12 protein-coding genes are annotated in these 15,077 nt (G+C 75.6%); 8 read left to right on the forward strand and 4 right to left on the reverse strand.

Annotated elements, in window-relative coordinates; genetic code table 11:
• Entirely contained in the window at positions 1-384 is a 384-nt protein-coding gene (locus ABZ493_RS12215) for a cold shock domain-containing protein (protein WP_430582438.1), read from the reverse strand.
• Between the two features lie 252 nt (positions 385-636).
• Positions 637-1,350: a TetR/AcrR family transcriptional regulator gene (locus ABZ493_RS12220; RefSeq protein ID WP_430582439.1), complete on the reverse strand. Its 714-nt coding sequence runs from the start codon at positions 1,348-1,350 to the stop codon at positions 637-639.
• A gap of 122 nt (positions 1,351-1,472) precedes the next feature.
• Between ABZ493_RS12220 and ABZ493_RS12225 the strand changes: the two genes are divergently transcribed.
• From ABZ493_RS12225 to ABZ493_RS12250, 6 genes are all read left to right on the forward strand, one after another.
• Positions 1,473-2,396 (forward strand): NAD-dependent epimerase/dehydratase family protein, encoded by a 924-nt coding sequence (locus ABZ493_RS12225; protein WP_430582440.1) that lies wholly within the window; start codon positions 1,473-1,475, stop codon positions 2,394-2,396.
• A 106-nt stretch (positions 2,397-2,502) separates the two neighbouring features.
• Positions 2,503-4,956 carry a helicase-associated domain-containing protein gene (locus ABZ493_RS12230; RefSeq protein WP_430582441.1) on the forward strand — a complete coding sequence of 818 codons (2,454 nt, stop codon included), beginning with the start codon at positions 2,503-2,505 and terminating at the stop codon, positions 4,954-4,956.
• 83 nt (positions 4,957-5,039) lie between these two features.
• Complete coding sequence (locus ABZ493_RS12235; protein ID WP_430582442.1) at positions 5,040-6,728, forward strand: DNA repair helicase XPB; 1,689 nt, start codon at positions 5,040-5,042, stop codon at positions 6,726-6,728.
• A 49-nt stretch (positions 6,729-6,777) separates the two neighbouring features.
• Positions 6,778-7,776 (forward strand): TIGR03557 family F420-dependent LLM class oxidoreductase, encoded by a 999-nt coding sequence (locus tag ABZ493_RS12240; protein ID WP_430582443.1) that lies wholly within the window; start codon positions 6,778-6,780, stop codon positions 7,774-7,776.
• A 105-nt stretch (positions 7,777-7,881) separates the two neighbouring features.
• Positions 7,882-9,951, forward strand: a complete 2,070-nt coding sequence (locus ABZ493_RS12245) for a TPM domain-containing protein (protein WP_430582444.1) — start codon at positions 7,882-7,884, stop codon at positions 9,949-9,951.
• A 102-nt stretch (positions 9,952-10,053) separates the two neighbouring features.
• Entirely contained in the window at positions 10,054-10,809 is a 756-nt protein-coding gene (locus tag ABZ493_RS12250) for a PspA/IM30 family protein (RefSeq protein WP_430582445.1), read from the forward strand.
• Positions 10,810-10,908: 99 nt separating this feature from the next.
• On the opposite strand, the gene ABZ493_RS12255 is transcribed toward ABZ493_RS12250, so the two are convergent.
• Positions 10,909-11,991, reverse strand: a complete 1,083-nt coding sequence (locus tag ABZ493_RS12255) for a lytic polysaccharide monooxygenase (protein ID WP_430582446.1) — start codon at positions 11,989-11,991, stop codon at positions 10,909-10,911.
• A 157-nt stretch (positions 11,992-12,148) separates the two neighbouring features.
• Between ABZ493_RS12255 and ABZ493_RS12260 the strand changes: the two genes are divergently transcribed.
• Positions 12,149-12,763, forward strand: a complete 615-nt coding sequence (locus ABZ493_RS12260) for an NYN domain-containing protein (RefSeq protein ID WP_430582447.1) — start codon at positions 12,149-12,151, stop codon at positions 12,761-12,763.
• Positions 12,764-12,841: 78 nt separating this feature from the next.
• Here ABZ493_RS12260 and ABZ493_RS12265 read toward each other — a convergent pair whose 3' ends face one another.
• Positions 12,842-14,089, reverse strand: a complete 1,248-nt coding sequence (locus ABZ493_RS12265; RefSeq protein WP_430582448.1) for a winged helix DNA-binding domain-containing protein — start codon at positions 14,087-14,089, stop codon at positions 12,842-12,844.
• Between the two features lie 81 nt (positions 14,090-14,170).
• Here ABZ493_RS12265 and ABZ493_RS12270 point away from each other — a divergent pair, with 81 nt between their 5' ends.
• On the forward strand, positions 14,171-15,070 hold the full coding sequence (locus ABZ493_RS12270) for a hypothetical protein (RefSeq protein ID WP_430582449.1): 900 nt from the start codon (positions 14,171-14,173) through the stop codon (positions 15,068-15,070).
• Positions 15,071-15,077 lie beyond the last annotated feature (7 nt).

The following is a 15,077-nucleotide window of genomic DNA, read 5'->3' on the forward strand; positions in this document are numbered from 1 at the left end:
TCAGGAGTCGAGGTCGTCGGCGACGGCGCGCAGCAGCGTGGCGACGCGGTTGCCCGACGTGGCGTCCGGGTACTTGCCCCGCTTCAGCTGGTCGCCCACGCGGTCGAGCACCTTGATGAGGTCCTCGACGATGCCGGCCATCTCGGACGGCGCCTTGCGCTTGGCCTTGGCCACCGACGGCGTCGGGTCCAGCAGCTTCACGGACAGCGCGGACGGGCCGCGGCGGCCGTCGGCCACGCCGAACTCGACCTTGGCGCCGGGCTTGACGCTCTCGACGTCCGAGGGCAGCGCGGAGGCGTGCAGGAAGATCTCCCCACCGTCCTCGCTGGCGATGAAGCCGAACCCGCGCTCCGCGTCGTACCACTTGACCTTGCCGGTGGGCACCTGAACCTCTTCGTGCTCGTCGTCGACTACGGCCCCGCGCCGGTGCGCGGAGCCGGATCCGGCCGGTGCACGGGCGCGCGCCCGGCACACGGCCAGGGGCTCAGGCTACCGGCCGGTGCGGGAGGGTGCCGCATCGGTCCGGGCCCGCCGTCCCCCGTTCGCGCCGAACAGGCGGTTGACACCGTTATGGGCTGTTTTCGTCGCGCATTCCGGCACCAACCGCCTGTTCGGCGTCGGACCGGGTCGGCGGGGTCAGCGGATGCCCAGGTCGTCGGCGAGGCGGAGGGCGACGGCGTCGAACCACGCCTCCGGGTCGGCGACCGACCCGACGAGGTGCCCGAAGATCTCGAACGACACCGTGCCGAACAGCGTGGTCCAGGCCATGAGCGTGCGGGCGACCAGCTCCGTGGGCGCGTCCTCCACGATGCCCCGCGCGGCGACGAACTGCCGCGCCGGGTCGACGACGACGGTCGCGTCGGGGGCGCCGTCCGGGGCGGGCCGCGGAGTCGCGCCGGACGCGTGGGCGTGCGCGACGACGGTCACCAGCACACGGACGACGCGGGTGGCCGGGTCGACGGTGTCGCGCGGCGCGGCATACCCGGGCACCGGCGTGCCGTACAGCAGCCCGAGCTCCGCGGGGTGCGCCACGGCCCATCCCCGCAACGCGCGGCAGGCGGCGATCCAGCGGGCGGCGGTGTCGTCGCGGTCGGCCACGGCGGCGTCCGCCTCCTCGACGGCGGCGCCGAGCTCGTCGTAGCACTCGACGATCAGGGCGGTGAGCAGCGCGTCACGGCTGGGGAAGTAGCGGTAGACGGCGGAGGAGACCATCCCGACGTCGCGCGCGACGGCGCGCAGGGACAGTGCGGCCGGGCCGTCGGTCGCGAGGCGGGCGCGGGCGGCGGCACGGATCTCGCGGGTGAGCGTCTCGCGGGCGAGCGCGCGGGCGGTGCGGGGGGCGTCGGCCATGCGGCTCAGCCTGGCACGCGAGAGCAGCGACCACAAACGAGATCAGCGCTCTTGCCAGAGACGCGGCCGCGGTGCATGATCGTCACGACAGAGAGCACCGCTCTCGGATTGGAGCACCAGTCATGACCGACCGTCACCTGATCGTCGGCGCCGGGCCCGTGGGCCGGCACGTCGCCGCCCTGCTCGCCGAGCGCGGCTCCGACGTCACCGTCGTCACCCGCACCGGCCGCGACACCAGGGTCGCCGGCGTCGCGCACGCCGCCCTCGACGCGTCCGACGCCGACGCCCTGACCCGCGCGGCCGACGGCGCCGACGTCCTGTACAACTGCGCCAACCCCGGCGACTACACGCAGTGGGAGCGCGCCTGGCCGCCGCTCGCGGCCGCGTTCCTCACCGCCGCCGAGCGCTCCGGCGCGGTCTACGCGATCACCGGCAACCTCTACCCCTACGGCCCGGCCGACGGCCCCATGACCGAGGACCTGCCCGACGCCGCGACCGACCACAAGGGCGTCCTGCGCACCCGGCTGTGGGCCGACGCCCGGCGTGCCTTCGAGGAGGGCCGGCTGCGCGGCGCCGTCGAGGTCCGCGCGTCCGACTACATGGGCCCCGGCGTCGGCGGCAACGGGCACGTGTCGCGCGTCGTCCCGGCCGCGCTGGCCGGCAGGCGCGTCACGATGATGGGCCGCACCGACCTGCCGCACACGTTCACCGACGTGGCCGACGTCGCGCGCACCCTCGTCGCCGCGGCCGAGGACCCGGGCGCGCACGGGCGCACCTGGCACGTGCCGAGCAACGCGCCGCGCACCCAGGCCCAGGCGCTCACGGATGTGCTCGCCGCCGTCGGGCACCCGCCCGTCCGCGTCCGCTCGCTGCGCGGGCCCGCGCTCGCCGCCGTCGCCGCCGTCTCGCCGTTCATGCGCGAGCTCCGTCAGCTCAGCTACCAGTGGGAGCGGCCGTACGTCCTCGACGACTCCGCCGCCCGCGCCCAGTGGGGCCTCGAGCCCACCCCGTGGGACGAGGTCTGCCGCCGCACCGCCCAGGGCTGACGACCGTCGGGCTGTCGCCGAACAGGCAGTTGCGCACGTTCTGAGGCCGTATTCGGTGCACAACTACCTGTTCGGCGACGAGGGGGCGGCGCGTAGCATCGATCAGATGGCCAGCACGTCGCCCCGGGGCACGGCGGAGGCCGACGTCGCGGACGGCGCCGGCAGCACGGACGCGCCCCGCACGTTCACCGAGGCGGTCCGCGGGCGCGACGACGCCGAGCTGCTCGCGCTGCTGCGCGCCCGGCCCGACCTGGCCACTCCCTCGCCGTCGACGCTGCGCTCCCTGGCCGCCCGCGCGTCCAGCCGCACGGCCCTGGAGCGGGCGCTGGCGCATGCCGACGCCCGGACGCTCCAGACGCTCGAGGCCGTCGTCGCGCTCGCCGGGAACGGACCGGTGTCCCCCGGCGACGTGCGCCACGCGGTCGGCGCGGACGACGTCGCGTCCCCGGCACCGGACGACGACGGCGGGTCCGCCGTCGAGCGCGCGCTCGACGACGCGCTGGCCGCGGCGCTGCTGTGGGACGCCGGCGCGCCGGGCCACCCCGACCTGCGCCCGGCGCCCGGGCTGGACGACGTCCTCGGCCCGCATCCGGCGGGACTCGGGCCGTCCCGGTCCGGCGAGCGTCTCCAGCCGTCCGGGAACGCCGCCGGAATCCTGACCGACGGAGACGCTCGCGGCGTCTCCCTGCCCGACCTGCCCCGCGGCGGACGCGAGGTGCTGGACGCGCTGACGTGGGGCCCGCCGATCGGCCTGGTCCCGGCGCCGGGCACCGCCGCGCGGGCCGCGGTGGACGCCCTGGTCGACGCGCGGCTGCTGCTGCGCACGGACGCCCGGCACGTGACGCTGCCGCGCGACGTCGGGCTGGCGCTGCGCGGCGGCCGCACGCACCGCTCCCCCGAGCTCGCGCCACCCCGGCCGGACGGGCGCACCGTGCCGGAGCCCGCCGTCGACGCCGAGGCCGCGAGCGCCGCCCTCGAGCTGGTGCGCCGGGTCGACCTCCTGGTCGCCGCCTGGGACGACACGGCCCCGGCGGTGCTGCGCAGCGGCGGCCTCGGCGTGCGCGACCTGCGCCGTACGGCCCAGGCGCTCGGCGCGGACGAGGCGGACGCGGCGTTCGTCGTCGAGCTGGCCGCGGCCGCGGGCGTGGTGGCCGACGACGGCGAGGCGCCGCCGTCGTACCGGCCCACGACCGTCGCCGACCGCTGGGAGGGGATGGACGACGCCGAGCGCTGGGCGCTGCTCGCCGCGGCGTGGGCGGGCTCGCGACGCACGCCGTGGCTGGTGGGCTCCCGCGACGAGAAGGGCAACCTGCGGGCACCGCTGTCCGGCGACCTGCAGCGCGGCTGGGTGCCGCGGCTGCGCCGTCAGGTGCTCCAGGTGCTGGCCGCCCAGCCGGGCACGGCGCTCGACTCGGCCGCCGTCATGACCGTGCTGCGCTGGCATGCGCCGCGCACCGTGCCGCCGGAGCAGGCGGTCGCCGGCCTGCTGAGGGAGGCCGCGCTGCTCGGCGCGACCGGTGCGGGCGCACTGTCCGGACCCGGGTCCGCGGTGCTCGACGACGCGGACCCCGCCGGTCTTGAGGAGTCCCTGCGCGTGGCGCTGCCGCCGGAGGTGGACGAGGTGCTGCTGCAGGGCGACCTCACGGGCATCGTGCCGGGTCGGCCGTCGCAGGCCCTGGCCGTCCTGCTGGAGCGGTCGGCGGACGTCGAGTCACGGGGTGCGGCGACGACGGTGCGGTTCTCGCCGTCGTCGGTGACGCGCGCGCTGGACCACGGCACGACGGCGGACGAGCTGCTCGACGCGCTCGCCGCCCGCTCGCGGGTGCCCGTGCCGCAGCCGCTGGAGTACCTGGTCCGGGACGTCGCTCGGCGGCACGAGTCGCTGCGGGTCGGCTCGGCCGGGTCGTACGTGCGCGCGGCCGACCCGGCGGTGCTGGCCGGGCTCGTCGCGGACCCGCGGCTCGCCCAGCTCGGCCTCGTGCGCCTCGCGCCGACCGTCCTGGCCGCCGCGGTGCCCGCCGTCGAGCTGCACGACGCGCTGCGCGCCCGCGGCCTGCTGTCCGCCGTCGAGGGCCCCGACGGCCGCGTGCTCAGCGCCCGCCTGCGCCGCCCGCCGCGCCCGGACCGCACCGCCCGCGACGCGCGTCGCGGGCCGTCCGCGGAGCCGGAGACGACGTCCGACGACGCGCGCCGGAACCTCGTCGCCCGGCTGCGGGCCGCGGACGCCGGCGACGAGACGGCCGTGGACCGGCTGGCCGGCGCGCACCGCGCCGCGCCGTCGTCGGACGCCGGCTCGCCTGCCCGCGCTCCCCGGACGACGAGCAACGGGGGCCCGCGCACCACGGAGCCCGGCGACGCGCTGGCCACCCTGCACGACGCGCTGCGCGACGGGCGCGTGGTGTGGATCGAGATGGTGGGCGCGTCGGGCACGCTGGAGCGGCGCGCGCTCAAGCCGCTGCGGCTCGACGGCGGCCGGCTGCGCGCGCTGGACCCGGCACGCGAGGCGGAGCTCACCGTCGCCGTGCACCGCATCGCCGGCGTGGAGCCCGTGGACGGCTGACCTCGCCGGACGCCCGCACGGAACAACCGCGCCCGCCCGCGGCGTTGAGACCCTGGATCGCCACCCCCGGAAGAAGGAGCCGCATGACCGACGGCCCGCTGATCGTGCAGAGTGACAAGTCCGTCCTGCTGGAGGTGGACCACCCGCGCGCCGACGACGCGCGCCGCGCCATCGCGCCGTTCGCGGAGCTCGAGCGCGCGCCGGAGCACGTGCACACGTACCGCCTCACCAGCCTGGGGCTGTGGAACGCGCGCGCCGCGGGGCACGACGCCGAGCAGGTCGTGAACACGCTCATCGAGTACTCGCGCTACCCGGTGCCGCACGCGCTGCTCATCGACGTCGCGGAGACGATGGGCCGCTACGGACGGCTGACGCTCGCCACGCATCCCACGCACGGTCTCGTGCTCGAGTCGACCGACCGGGCGGTGCTCGCCGAGGTGCTCAAGTCGAAGCGCACCGCCGGCCTGGTGGGCGACCGCATCGACGAGCAGACCGTCGTCGTGCACCCGTCCGAGCGCGGCCACCTCAAGCAGGTCCTGGTGAAGCTGGGCTGGCCGGCGGAGGACCTCGCCGGGTACGTCGACGGCGAGAAGCACGAGATCGCCCTCTCCCCCACCACGCACCCGCGCACCCCGCACGAGGAGCCGAAGACGTGGGAGATGCGCCCGTACCAGGCGCAGGCCGTGGACGGGTTCTGGCACGGCGGCTCCGGCGTCGTCGTGCTGCCCTGCGGCGCCGGCAAGACGATCGTCGGCGCGGGCGCGATGGCGAAGAGCGGCACCACGACGCTCATCCTCGTGACCAACACGGTCAGCGCCCGGCAGTGGCGCGACGAGCTGGTGCGCCGCACCACCCTCACCGAGGACGAGATCGGCGAGTACTCGGGCTCCCGCAAGGAGATCAAGCCCGTCACGATCGCGACCTACCAGGTGCTCACGACCAAGCGGAAGGGCGTGTACAGCCACCTCGAGCTGCTCGACGCCCGCGACTGGGGCCTCATCCTCTACGACGAGGTGCACCTGCTGCCGGCGCCGATCTTCCGCATGACGGCGGACCTGCAGGCGCGCCGCCGCCTCGGCCTCACCGCCACGCTGGTGCGCGAGGACGGCCGCGAGGACGAGGTGTTCAGCCTCATCGGGCCCAAGCGCTACGACGCCCCGTGGAAGGACATCGAGGCGCAGGGGTACATCGCGCCCGCCGACTGCGTCGAGGTGCGCCTCACGCTGCCCGAGCACGAGCGGATGGTGTACGCGACCGCCGAGCCGGAGGACAAGTACCGCCTCGCCGCGTGCGCGCCGGGCAAGAACCGCGTCGTGGAGCGGATCGTGGCGCAGCACCCGGACGACCAGGTGCTCGTCATCGGCCAGTACCTGGACCAGCTCGAGGAGCTCAGCGCGCACCTCGACGCGCCGCTCATCACGGGCGCGACGACGGTCCGCGAGCGCCAGAAGCTGTTCGCCGCCTTCCGGGAGGGCGAGATCAGCCGGCTCGTGGTCTCCAAGGTCGCGAACTTCTCCATCGACCTGCCGGAGGCGTCGGTCGCGATCCAGGTGTCCGGGTCGTTCGGGTCGCGGCAGGAGGAGGCGCAGCGGCTGGGGCGCGTGATGCGGCCCAAGGCGGACGGCCGGACGGCGCACTTCTACGCCGTCGTCGCCCGCGACACCGTGGACCAGGACTTCGCCGCCCACCGGCAGCGGTTCCTCGCCGAGCAGGGCTACGCGTACCGCATCGTCGACGCGGAGGACCTCGAGGCTCCCGACGCCGCGAGGTAGTCGGCGACGACGGCGTGCGGGCATCCGCCCGCCGTCGCACGGTGGCCGCATGACCCGTTTCGGCTACACCCTGATGACCGAGCAGGCCGGCCCGAAGAGCCTCGTCGACTACGCGGTGCGCGGCGAGCGGGCCGGCTTCGACTTCGAGGTCATGAGCGACCACTACTTCCCGTGGCTGGACGCGCAGGGCCACTCCCCGTACGCGTGGAGCGTGCTCGGGGCGGTGGCGCACGCCACGGAGCGCGTGGGGCTCATGACGTACGTGACCTGCCCGACCCTGCGCTACCACCCGGCCGTCGTGGCCCAGAAGGCGGCGACGGTCGGGCTGCTCTCCGACGGCCGGTTCACCCTCGGCCTCGGCGCCGGGGAGAACCTCAACGAGCACGTCGTCGGGGCGGGCTGGCCCGCCGTCGACGAGCGGCACGAGCTGCTGGCGGAGGCCGTCGAGATCATCTCCGTGCTCTTCAGCGGCGACCTCGTCAGCTACAGGGGCGACCACTTCCAGGTGGACTCGGCGCGGCTGTGGGACCTGCCGGACGAGCCGGTCGAGATCGGCGTGGCCGTCTCGGGCCGGCAGTCGGTCGAGCACCTCGCGCCGCTGGCCGACCACCTCGTGGCGACCGAGCCGAAGGCGGGCCTGGTCGAGCGCTGGGACGCCGTCCGCGAGGATGCGGCGCTGCCGCCGTCGCGGAAGATCGGTCAGATGCCGATCTCGTGGGACCCGGACCGGGACGCGGCGATCGCCCGCGCGCACGAGCAGTTCCGCTGGTTCGGCCTCGGCTGGCCGGTGAACGCCAACCTGCCCACCACCGAGGCGTTCGACCGCGCCACCGCGTTCGTGCGCCCCGAGGACGTCGCGGACGCCATCCCGTGCGGCCCGGACCTGGACGCGGTCGTCGAGGCCGCCTCCGCCTACTGGGAGGCCGGGTTCACCGACCTGGCGCTCGTGCAGATCGGCGACGAGCGGCAGGGACGGTTCCTCGACGAGGCGGCCGGCCCGCTCCTCGAGCGGCTGCGTGCGGCGGCCCCGGGCGACGTCGGGGCCTGACGGCGGCCGGGCAGCGACCGGGCAGCGACCGGGCGCCGACCGGGCGGCCGATCCGTCGGAGGTGCCGCAATTGCGTCGTGTGCCCGCGCGCGACACGATCAGGTCGTGAATCCCCGTGTCGTCCCCGCTGCGCCGCGCCGCGCCGCAGCGGCCGTCGGTGCGTGCGTGCTGGCCCTGCTGCTGGCCCTCGCCGGCGCCGCCGTCCTCGCGCTCAGCGCCTCCGCCGTCCCTCCCCTGACCCAGCTCGACAGCGAGATCACCGATCAGTCGGGGGTGCTCGACGACGCGGACGAGGCGCGGGTGCAGGCCTCGCTCGACCAGCTCGCGGACGAGACGCCGTACCAGCTGTTCGTCGTCTACGTGGAGTCGTTCGACGGCACGGACGGCCGCGACTGGGCGAACCGCACCGCGACGGACGCGGGCCTCGGGGTGAACGACCTGCTGCTCGCCGTCGCCACCGAGGACCGCGCGTACGGGCTGTCGGTGGACACCAACAACGGGCTCTCGGACGCGCAGCTCGACCAGGTGGAGCAGGTCGCCGAGGACCACCTGCGCGACGACGACTGGGCCGGCGCCGCGATCGCCGCCGCGGACACGATCCGCACGGGCGGCACGACGTCGTCCGGCGGCGGTGGCTGGGGCGTCGCGGCCGCGGTGGGCGGCGTCGCCGTGGCCGCCGGGGTCGGCGGCTGGCTGTGGGTCCGGTCGCGCCGCAAGAACCGGGGCGCCGCCGCCCCCGCGGGGCCGGACGACCTGTCCGCCGTGCCGACGGACGAGCTCGAGCGCCGTGTGGGCACCGCGCTCGTCGAGATCGACGATGCCCTGCGGACGTCGGAGCAGGAGCTCGGCTTCGCGCAGGCCGAGTTCGGGCTCGAGGCCACGCAGGACTTCTCCGCGGCCCTCGAGGCCGCGAAGGCCGACGTCGCGCAGGCCTTCCACCTGCGCCAGGAGCTCGACGACGACGTGCCGGACAGCGAGCCGCGCCGCCGTCAGCTGCTCGCCGGCATCCTCGAGCTGACCGAGCACGCGGGCGCGTCGCTGGACGCGCAGACGGACGCCTTCGACGAGCTGCGCTCCCTCCAGCAGCGGGCCCCGGAGCTGCTGGACGAGACGGAGCAGCGCGCCGGCGAGATCGAGGCGCGCGTCCCGGTGGCGCGCGAGACGCTCGCCGGGCTCGCGGCGTCGTACCCGACGTCGGCGCTGGCGTCGGTCCGCGGCAACCCCGACCAGGCGACCGCGCTCGTGGCGCACGCCCGCGACGCCGTCGCGTCGGGCCGCACCGCGCTCACCGGCCGCACCCGCTCCGCCGCCGTCGCCCACCTGCGGGCGGCGCAGAACGCGCTCGGTCAGGCCGGGACCCTGCTGGACGCCGTCGACCAGGCGGGCGCGCAGCTCGCCACCGCCGGCGCGGACCTCGACAAGGGCCTCGCGTCGATCGGGCAGGACGTGGCCGACGCGGCCCGCCTCGTGCCGTCGGGCGCGACCGCGGACGGTCCGGCGGACCGGGCCGCGGTCGATGCCGCGCTCGCCGAGGCCGAGGCGGCGATGAGCCAGGCGCGCGACGCCCGCTCGGGCGGCGACCCGCTCGCCGCGCTGCACCGGCTCACCGCGGCGGAGGCCGCCCTCGACGCCGCCCTCGCCCCGGCGCGCGAGAAGGCGGAGGCGGACGCGCGCGCCCGCGCCCTGCTGCGCGACACGCTCGGCCGAGCCGACTCGCAGGTGCGCGCCACGCAGGACTACGTCGCGACGCGCCGCGGCGCCGTCGGCCCCGAGGCCCGGACCCGCCTGGCCGAGGCGGCCCGCCTCGTCGCCGAGGCCCGGTCGCTCCAGGCGCAGGACCCGACGGCGGCCCTCGAGCGCGCGCAGCGGGCCGAGCGGTACGCCCAGCAGGCGGCCCAGCTCGCGGAGCAGGACACGTCGACGTGGGGCGCGAACCAGGGTGGGCAGGGCGGCCCGAACGTCGGCGGCATGGTGCTGGGCGGGATCCTGCTCGACTCCGTGCTGCGCGGCTCCGGCGGCGGCATCGGCGGCGGGTTCGGTGGCGGCTACGGCGGCGGCCGACGGCGCAGCGGCGGCTACGGCGGTGGGTTCGGCGGCGGCCGCGGCGGCGGGGGCTTCGGCGGCGGCATGTCCAGCGGAGGACGCGGCGGGAGGTCCCGCGGCGGGCGCTTCTGACCCCTCGCCCGGCGGGCGGAACCCGACCGGCGCGGCGCACGTTCTGGCAGGCACACGACGACGGCACATCACCCCAGCAGGGCGACGGAAGGAAGCACGACCATGACGCAGAAGCAGAGCATCCTCGGGCGCATCAGCCAGCTCGCGAAGGCGAACATCAACGCGCTGCTCGACCGCGCCGAGGACCCGCAGAAGATGCTGGACCAGCTGGTCCGCGACTACACGAACAACATCGCGGAGGCCGAGCAGGCCATCGCCCAGACCATCGGCAACCTGCGCCTGGCCGAGCAGGACTACAACGAGGACGTCCAGGCGGCGAGCGAGTGGGGCACCAAGGCCCTCGCCGCGTCGCGCAAGGCCGACGAGTACCGCACCGCCGGCAACACGGTCGACGCCGACAAGTTCGACAGCCTCGCCAAGGTGGCGCTGCGCAAGCAGCTCGACGCCGAGTCCGAGGTCAGGACGGCCCAGCCGATGATCGAGCAGCAGCGCGTCACGGTCGAGAAGCTCAAGACCGGCCTCGCCGCGATGAAGGACAAGCTGGGCGAGCTGAAGTCCAAGCGCGACCAGCTCGTCGCCCGCCAGAAGGCGGCGCAGGCCCAGCAGACCGTGCAGGGCGCGATCAGCTCCATCAACGTGCTCGACCCGACCAGCGAGCTGGCCCGCTACGAGGAGACGGTGCGCCGCGAGGAGGCCATGGCGATGGGCCAGGCCGAGGTCGCGGCGGCGTCCCTCGACTCGCAGTTCGCCGAGCTGGAGGCCTCGGACAAGGACATCGAGCTCGAGGCCCGGCTCGCCGCCCTCAAGGCGGGCAACGCGCCGTCGCCGCAGATCTCCCCGTCCACCGAGCAGTACTGACGGGCCGCCGCGCCCCGAGTCATCGTGCGTGCTGAAATGCTCCTCGAACCGCCCGTTTGAGGAGCATTTCAGCACGCCCGATGCGTCAGCAGGGCCGGGTCAGGTCGCGGAGCACTCCGCGCTCGCGTCGCCGGGCGTCCCGGAGCCGATGAGGCCGAAGGTGGCCGTCCCCCCGGCGCCGAGGGTGCCGTTCCACGCCGCGTTCGTGACCGTGCCGCCGGCGAGCACGCCGTTCCACACCTGGTCGACGGTCAGGCCGCCCAGGTCGACCGACCAGCCGGTGAGCGGCTCCGTCGCCGTGACGGTGACGTCGGCCTGGTAGCCGCCGGACCACGAGTTCGTGACGCGCACGTCGGCGGTGCAGGCGCCGGCCTCGCCGTCGCCACCACCGTCCTCGCCGCCGTCGCCGTCGCCGCCGCCGTCCTCACCACCGTCGCCTCCGCCCGGGCCCTCGCCGACGATGTCGCCGCCGCCGATGTTGATGTCGGAGCACAGGTAGTACGGCTGGTCGGCGTGGCTCGCCTGCCAGATGGTGTACAGCACGGCGCGGCCGTCGTACCCGGTCAGGTCGACGTCGGTCACGTACGGCGACTGGGTCGGGTACGGGTCCGTCACCTTGATCAGGTCGAGGTCGTCCCAGGTGAGCGGCTCCGTCGTCGGGTCGTAGCTCGGCTTGGAGACGTAGATGCGCAGGTAGTCCGCCCCGTGGTTGGCGCCGTCGGTCAACGTGAGCGTGAACCGGTGGTCGACGCCGGTGGCGTACCACCCGCCGGGGGTGTCGAGGTAGTCGTACCGGCCGCCCTCGGTCTGCCCGCCGGAGCAGAGCTGCCCGTCGGGGATCAGCTCCTCGTGACGCCCGCCGATGCCCTCGTGGTAGAGACCGTTCCAGTTCCACATGGCGGCCGGCTCGGCCTGCCAGGCGCCCCAGCACATCGGGTCGAGCTCGGCCATCTCGGGGTTCTGGAAGTCGTCACCCCACCGCTCCCAGCACCCGTAGTTCCGGGTGGGCGGGTCGGTGACGGAGCCGTGGGCGGCGGCGGTGCCCGCCCCGGCGGTGGCGACCGCGACGACGGCGAGCGGTGCGACCAGGGCGGCGACGGCCGCCGTCGCGACCCGGCGCCATCGGCGGGCCCGGGTGGCGATGCTGCCGGCAGGGCCGGTGCGACGAGTGGTGCGGGACATCGGTGTCCTCCTGTCTCGTGGCTCTTCGTGGTTTCGCGTGGATCCTCGTGCTGCCGGTCGCGGCGCCGCGACCCGGTCGCCTGCCATTCGGTCACCGACCGGGCACCGGGTCCACGCCACGAATCGTTTTGGGGTGGGTGCCGATACGCTGAGGGGCATGTCTCCCGCCTTCTCCGCCCCGGCCCCCGCGAGCGCTCCCGCCCCGGCAGAGGCCACGGGCCGCCGCACCTACCTCCTGGTGGACGGCGAGAACATCGACGCCACGCTCGGCATGAACGTGCTGAACCGGCGGCCGAACCCCGAGGAGCGCCCCCGCTGGGACCGCATCTCGACGTTCGCGCAGAAGCTGTGGGACCAGGACGTCGTCCCCCTGTTCTTCCTCAACGCCAGCAGCGGCCAGATGCCGATGGCCTTCGTGCAGGCGCTGCTCGCCATGGGCTACAAGCCGATCCCGCTGGCGTCGTCGGGCACGGAGAAGGTCGTCGACGTCGGTATCCAGCGCACGCTGGAGGCCCTCGCGGACCGGGACGGCGACGTCCTGCTCGCGAGCCATGACGGCGACTTCCTGCCGCAGATCGAGGCGCTGCTCGACGACGAGCGCCGCGTCGGCCTCCTCGCCTTCCGCGAGTTCGTGAACGGGCAGTTCTCCCAGCTGTCGGAGCGCGGCCTGCAGATGTTCGACCTCGAGGGCGACGCCGACGCGTTCACCGCCCCGCTGCCGCGCGTGCGGATCATCCCGCTCGACGAGTTCGACCCGCTGCGCTACCTCTGACGCTGTTGTGAGCGCGATTTCGGGGGCTATCCGGGTCCGGATAGTCCCCGAAATCGCGCTCACAACGTCCTGGCGTCGTCAGCCCGAGGCGAGCAGCTCCCGGTAGAGCGGGGTCGTGTAGCCGGGGGTGAACGTGCTCCCGCCCAGGACGGCGCGCAGCCGCTCCGCCTCTGCGGCGACGGCGGCCTCGCCGTCCGCGCCGACGTCCTCGAGCAGGCGCCACGCGAGGTCGCCGTCGGGCCGCACGATCCACAGCCCGACGACCCGGCCCTGCCACCACACGGTGGCGCCCGCGTTGCCGGCGCTGTCGAAGATCCGCTCGCGGTGCGGGCCGAGGTACCAGTCGCGGGCGGTCCAGCCCATCGTGGTGGGGTCGAGGGTCGGCAGCAGCGCGGCGTGACCGGCGACGACGCCGTCCAGAGCGGGGTCGAGGTCCGCGTCCAGGTCGGTGTCGCGCAGCATGACGCCGTCCGCGACGACGGCGTCGGCGCCCGGCGGTCCCACCTCCAGCTCGACGTCGCGCACGTCGAGCGCGGCGACGGCCCGGCGCGCCTGCCCGAGGTTCCAGCCGGTCCACCACTTCAGGTCCGCCACCGTGGCGGGCCCGAAGGCATCGAGCCACGCGCGGGCGAGCGCGACGCGCGCCGCCTCCTCGTCCATGTCGGGGATGCCGTCGGGGAACCAGTCGGTCATCGGCGACCACACGTGCCGCGGCGACGACCACGCCCCGCGCGGCTCGCCCCGCACCACGCTGCCCTCCGCGGACAGCACCGACAGCAGCGGCGACGTCATGGTGCGGCGCACGTCCCACGCCTTGTCCGTGGTGGGCAGGAACGCGGTGCGCAGCAGCGGCGCCGCCCGGGAGAGCTCGGCGCCGTCGAGCGGTCCCGCGGCGAGGGCCGCGTGCACCTGCGCCTCGGCGGCCGCGAGCAGCGCCGCCGGGTCGTCGACGGCCGGGTCGGTGGGCAGCGTCGCGAGCTCCTTGAGCAGCCGTGCCCGCAGCCGTGAGGCGACCGGGGCCGACGCCGCCGCGTGCACCACCGGCACCAGGTCGCGCGGCACGACGAACATCGTGCGCCGCATCGCCAGCACCTTGACGAGGCTGCGCCGTCCGAAGAGGGCGTCCCGGACGTCGTCGAGCCCGAGCCCCGGCACCCGCGCGAGCACCGCGAGGTGCACGCTCGGCGCGTCCGTCGCGTGCAGCGCGACCAGCCGCCGCGTGACCTCCTCCGGCGTCGTCGCCGCCGGCCACCCCGGCCCGCCCACGCCGAGCGCGAGCTGCCGCACGACCAGCCGCCGCCGGCGCTGCTCCCCCGTGATCCGCACCCGCCCATCATGGGGCGCGCCGCCGACACCGCGCCCTGTCACCCCTTGCCATCCCCTTATTACTCATTTAGAGTAAAACTTATGGACATCGAGGCAGCGGCCGTCATGGAGGTCATCACCGCACGGTCGGCGACGGACCTGTTCGCCGGAGCACCGACGGACCCCGAGGCCGCCCGCCGCGCCCGGCGGACCTATCGCCGCCTCGTCGCACTCGTCCACCCCGACGTCGCCGCCGGCCACGGAATCGCAGCCGGCGTCGCACACGGTGCGACGGCCCGGCTCAACGACCTGTACGAGCAGTGGTGCCGCGGTGCCGCGTCCGCCGCCCCCGGGCCGCGGACGGCCCCGCACGTCGTCGGGCGGCACCGCACCTACACGCTCGCCCACCGACTGCACCGGACTGAGCTCGTCAGCACGTACGCGACCGACGACCTGCTCGTCCACGTCGCGCTCAGCCGGACGCAGCGCCGCAGCACCGCCGAGCTCCTCGCGGCCGCCCGCACCCTGTCCGCGGCAGGCCTGGCGGCCTTCGCGCCCGCCCCCGTCGACGGCGGCACCGCCGCGGGCCGGACGTGGGTCGCCTACACCCTGCCCGCGGGACTGCACACCCTGCGCGAGGTCCGCGCCGCCTTCCCGGGCGGCCTGGACGGGCGCGACTGGGCGTGGATGGCCCGCCGCGTCCTGCTGGCCCTGGACCTCGCGGCGCAGCCCGCCGTCGTGGACGTCGACACCGTCCTCGTGCACCCCGCCCGGCACGGCGTCGTCCTGACCGGCTGGGACGCGAGCGCCGCCGCCGGCGAGGTCGCCGACCTGTTCGACGCGATGCTCGACGACCAGCCCGACGCCGCACGCCAGCGCGCCTGGGCCCGCGCGTCGGCCGGCCTCGCCCCGGACCGCCGTCGGGCCGAGTACGACCTCCTGCTGCGCCGCCTGTACGGCGCGCGGAGGTACCGCCCGTTCGCCCTGCCGGACGCGGCCTAGCACACAG

The sequence above is a fragment of the Isoptericola sp. NPDC019482 genome (assembly GCF_040632295.1).
In the GTDB taxonomy this organism is placed as follows: Bacteria; Actinomycetota; Actinomycetes; order Actinomycetales; family Cellulomonadaceae; genus Isoptericola.

What these genes read in the sequence shown, in the direction of transcription:
- ABZ493_RS12220 (WP_430582439.1), bottom strand. Translation starts at nt 1,350, where the DNA reads ATGGCCGACGCCCCCCGCACCGCCCGCGCGCTCGCCCGCGAGACGCTC.
- ABZ493_RS12260 (WP_430582447.1), top strand. Translation starts at nt 12,149, where the DNA reads ATGTCTCCCGCCTTCTCCGCCCCGGCCCCCGCGAGCGCTCCCGCCCCG.
- ABZ493_RS12255 (WP_430582446.1), bottom strand. Translation starts at nt 11,991, where the DNA reads ATGTCCCGCACCACTCGTCGCACCGGCCCTGCCGGCAGCATCGCCACC.
- ABZ493_RS12270 (WP_430582449.1), top strand. Translation starts at nt 14,171, where the DNA reads ATGGACATCGAGGCAGCGGCCGTCATGGAGGTCATCACCGCACGGTCG.
- ABZ493_RS12225 (WP_430582440.1), top strand. Translation starts at nt 1,473, where the DNA reads ATGACCGACCGTCACCTGATCGTCGGCGCCGGGCCCGTGGGCCGGCAC.
- ABZ493_RS12230 (WP_430582441.1), top strand. Translation starts at nt 2,503, where the DNA reads ATGGCCAGCACGTCGCCCCGGGGCACGGCGGAGGCCGACGTCGCGGAC.
- ABZ493_RS12235 (WP_430582442.1), top strand. Translation starts at nt 5,040, where the DNA reads ATGACCGACGGCCCGCTGATCGTGCAGAGTGACAAGTCCGTCCTGCTG.
- ABZ493_RS12240 (WP_430582443.1), top strand. Translation starts at nt 6,778, where the DNA reads ATGACCCGTTTCGGCTACACCCTGATGACCGAGCAGGCCGGCCCGAAG.
- ABZ493_RS12250 (WP_430582445.1), top strand. Translation starts at nt 10,054, where the DNA reads ATGACGCAGAAGCAGAGCATCCTCGGGCGCATCAGCCAGCTCGCGAAG.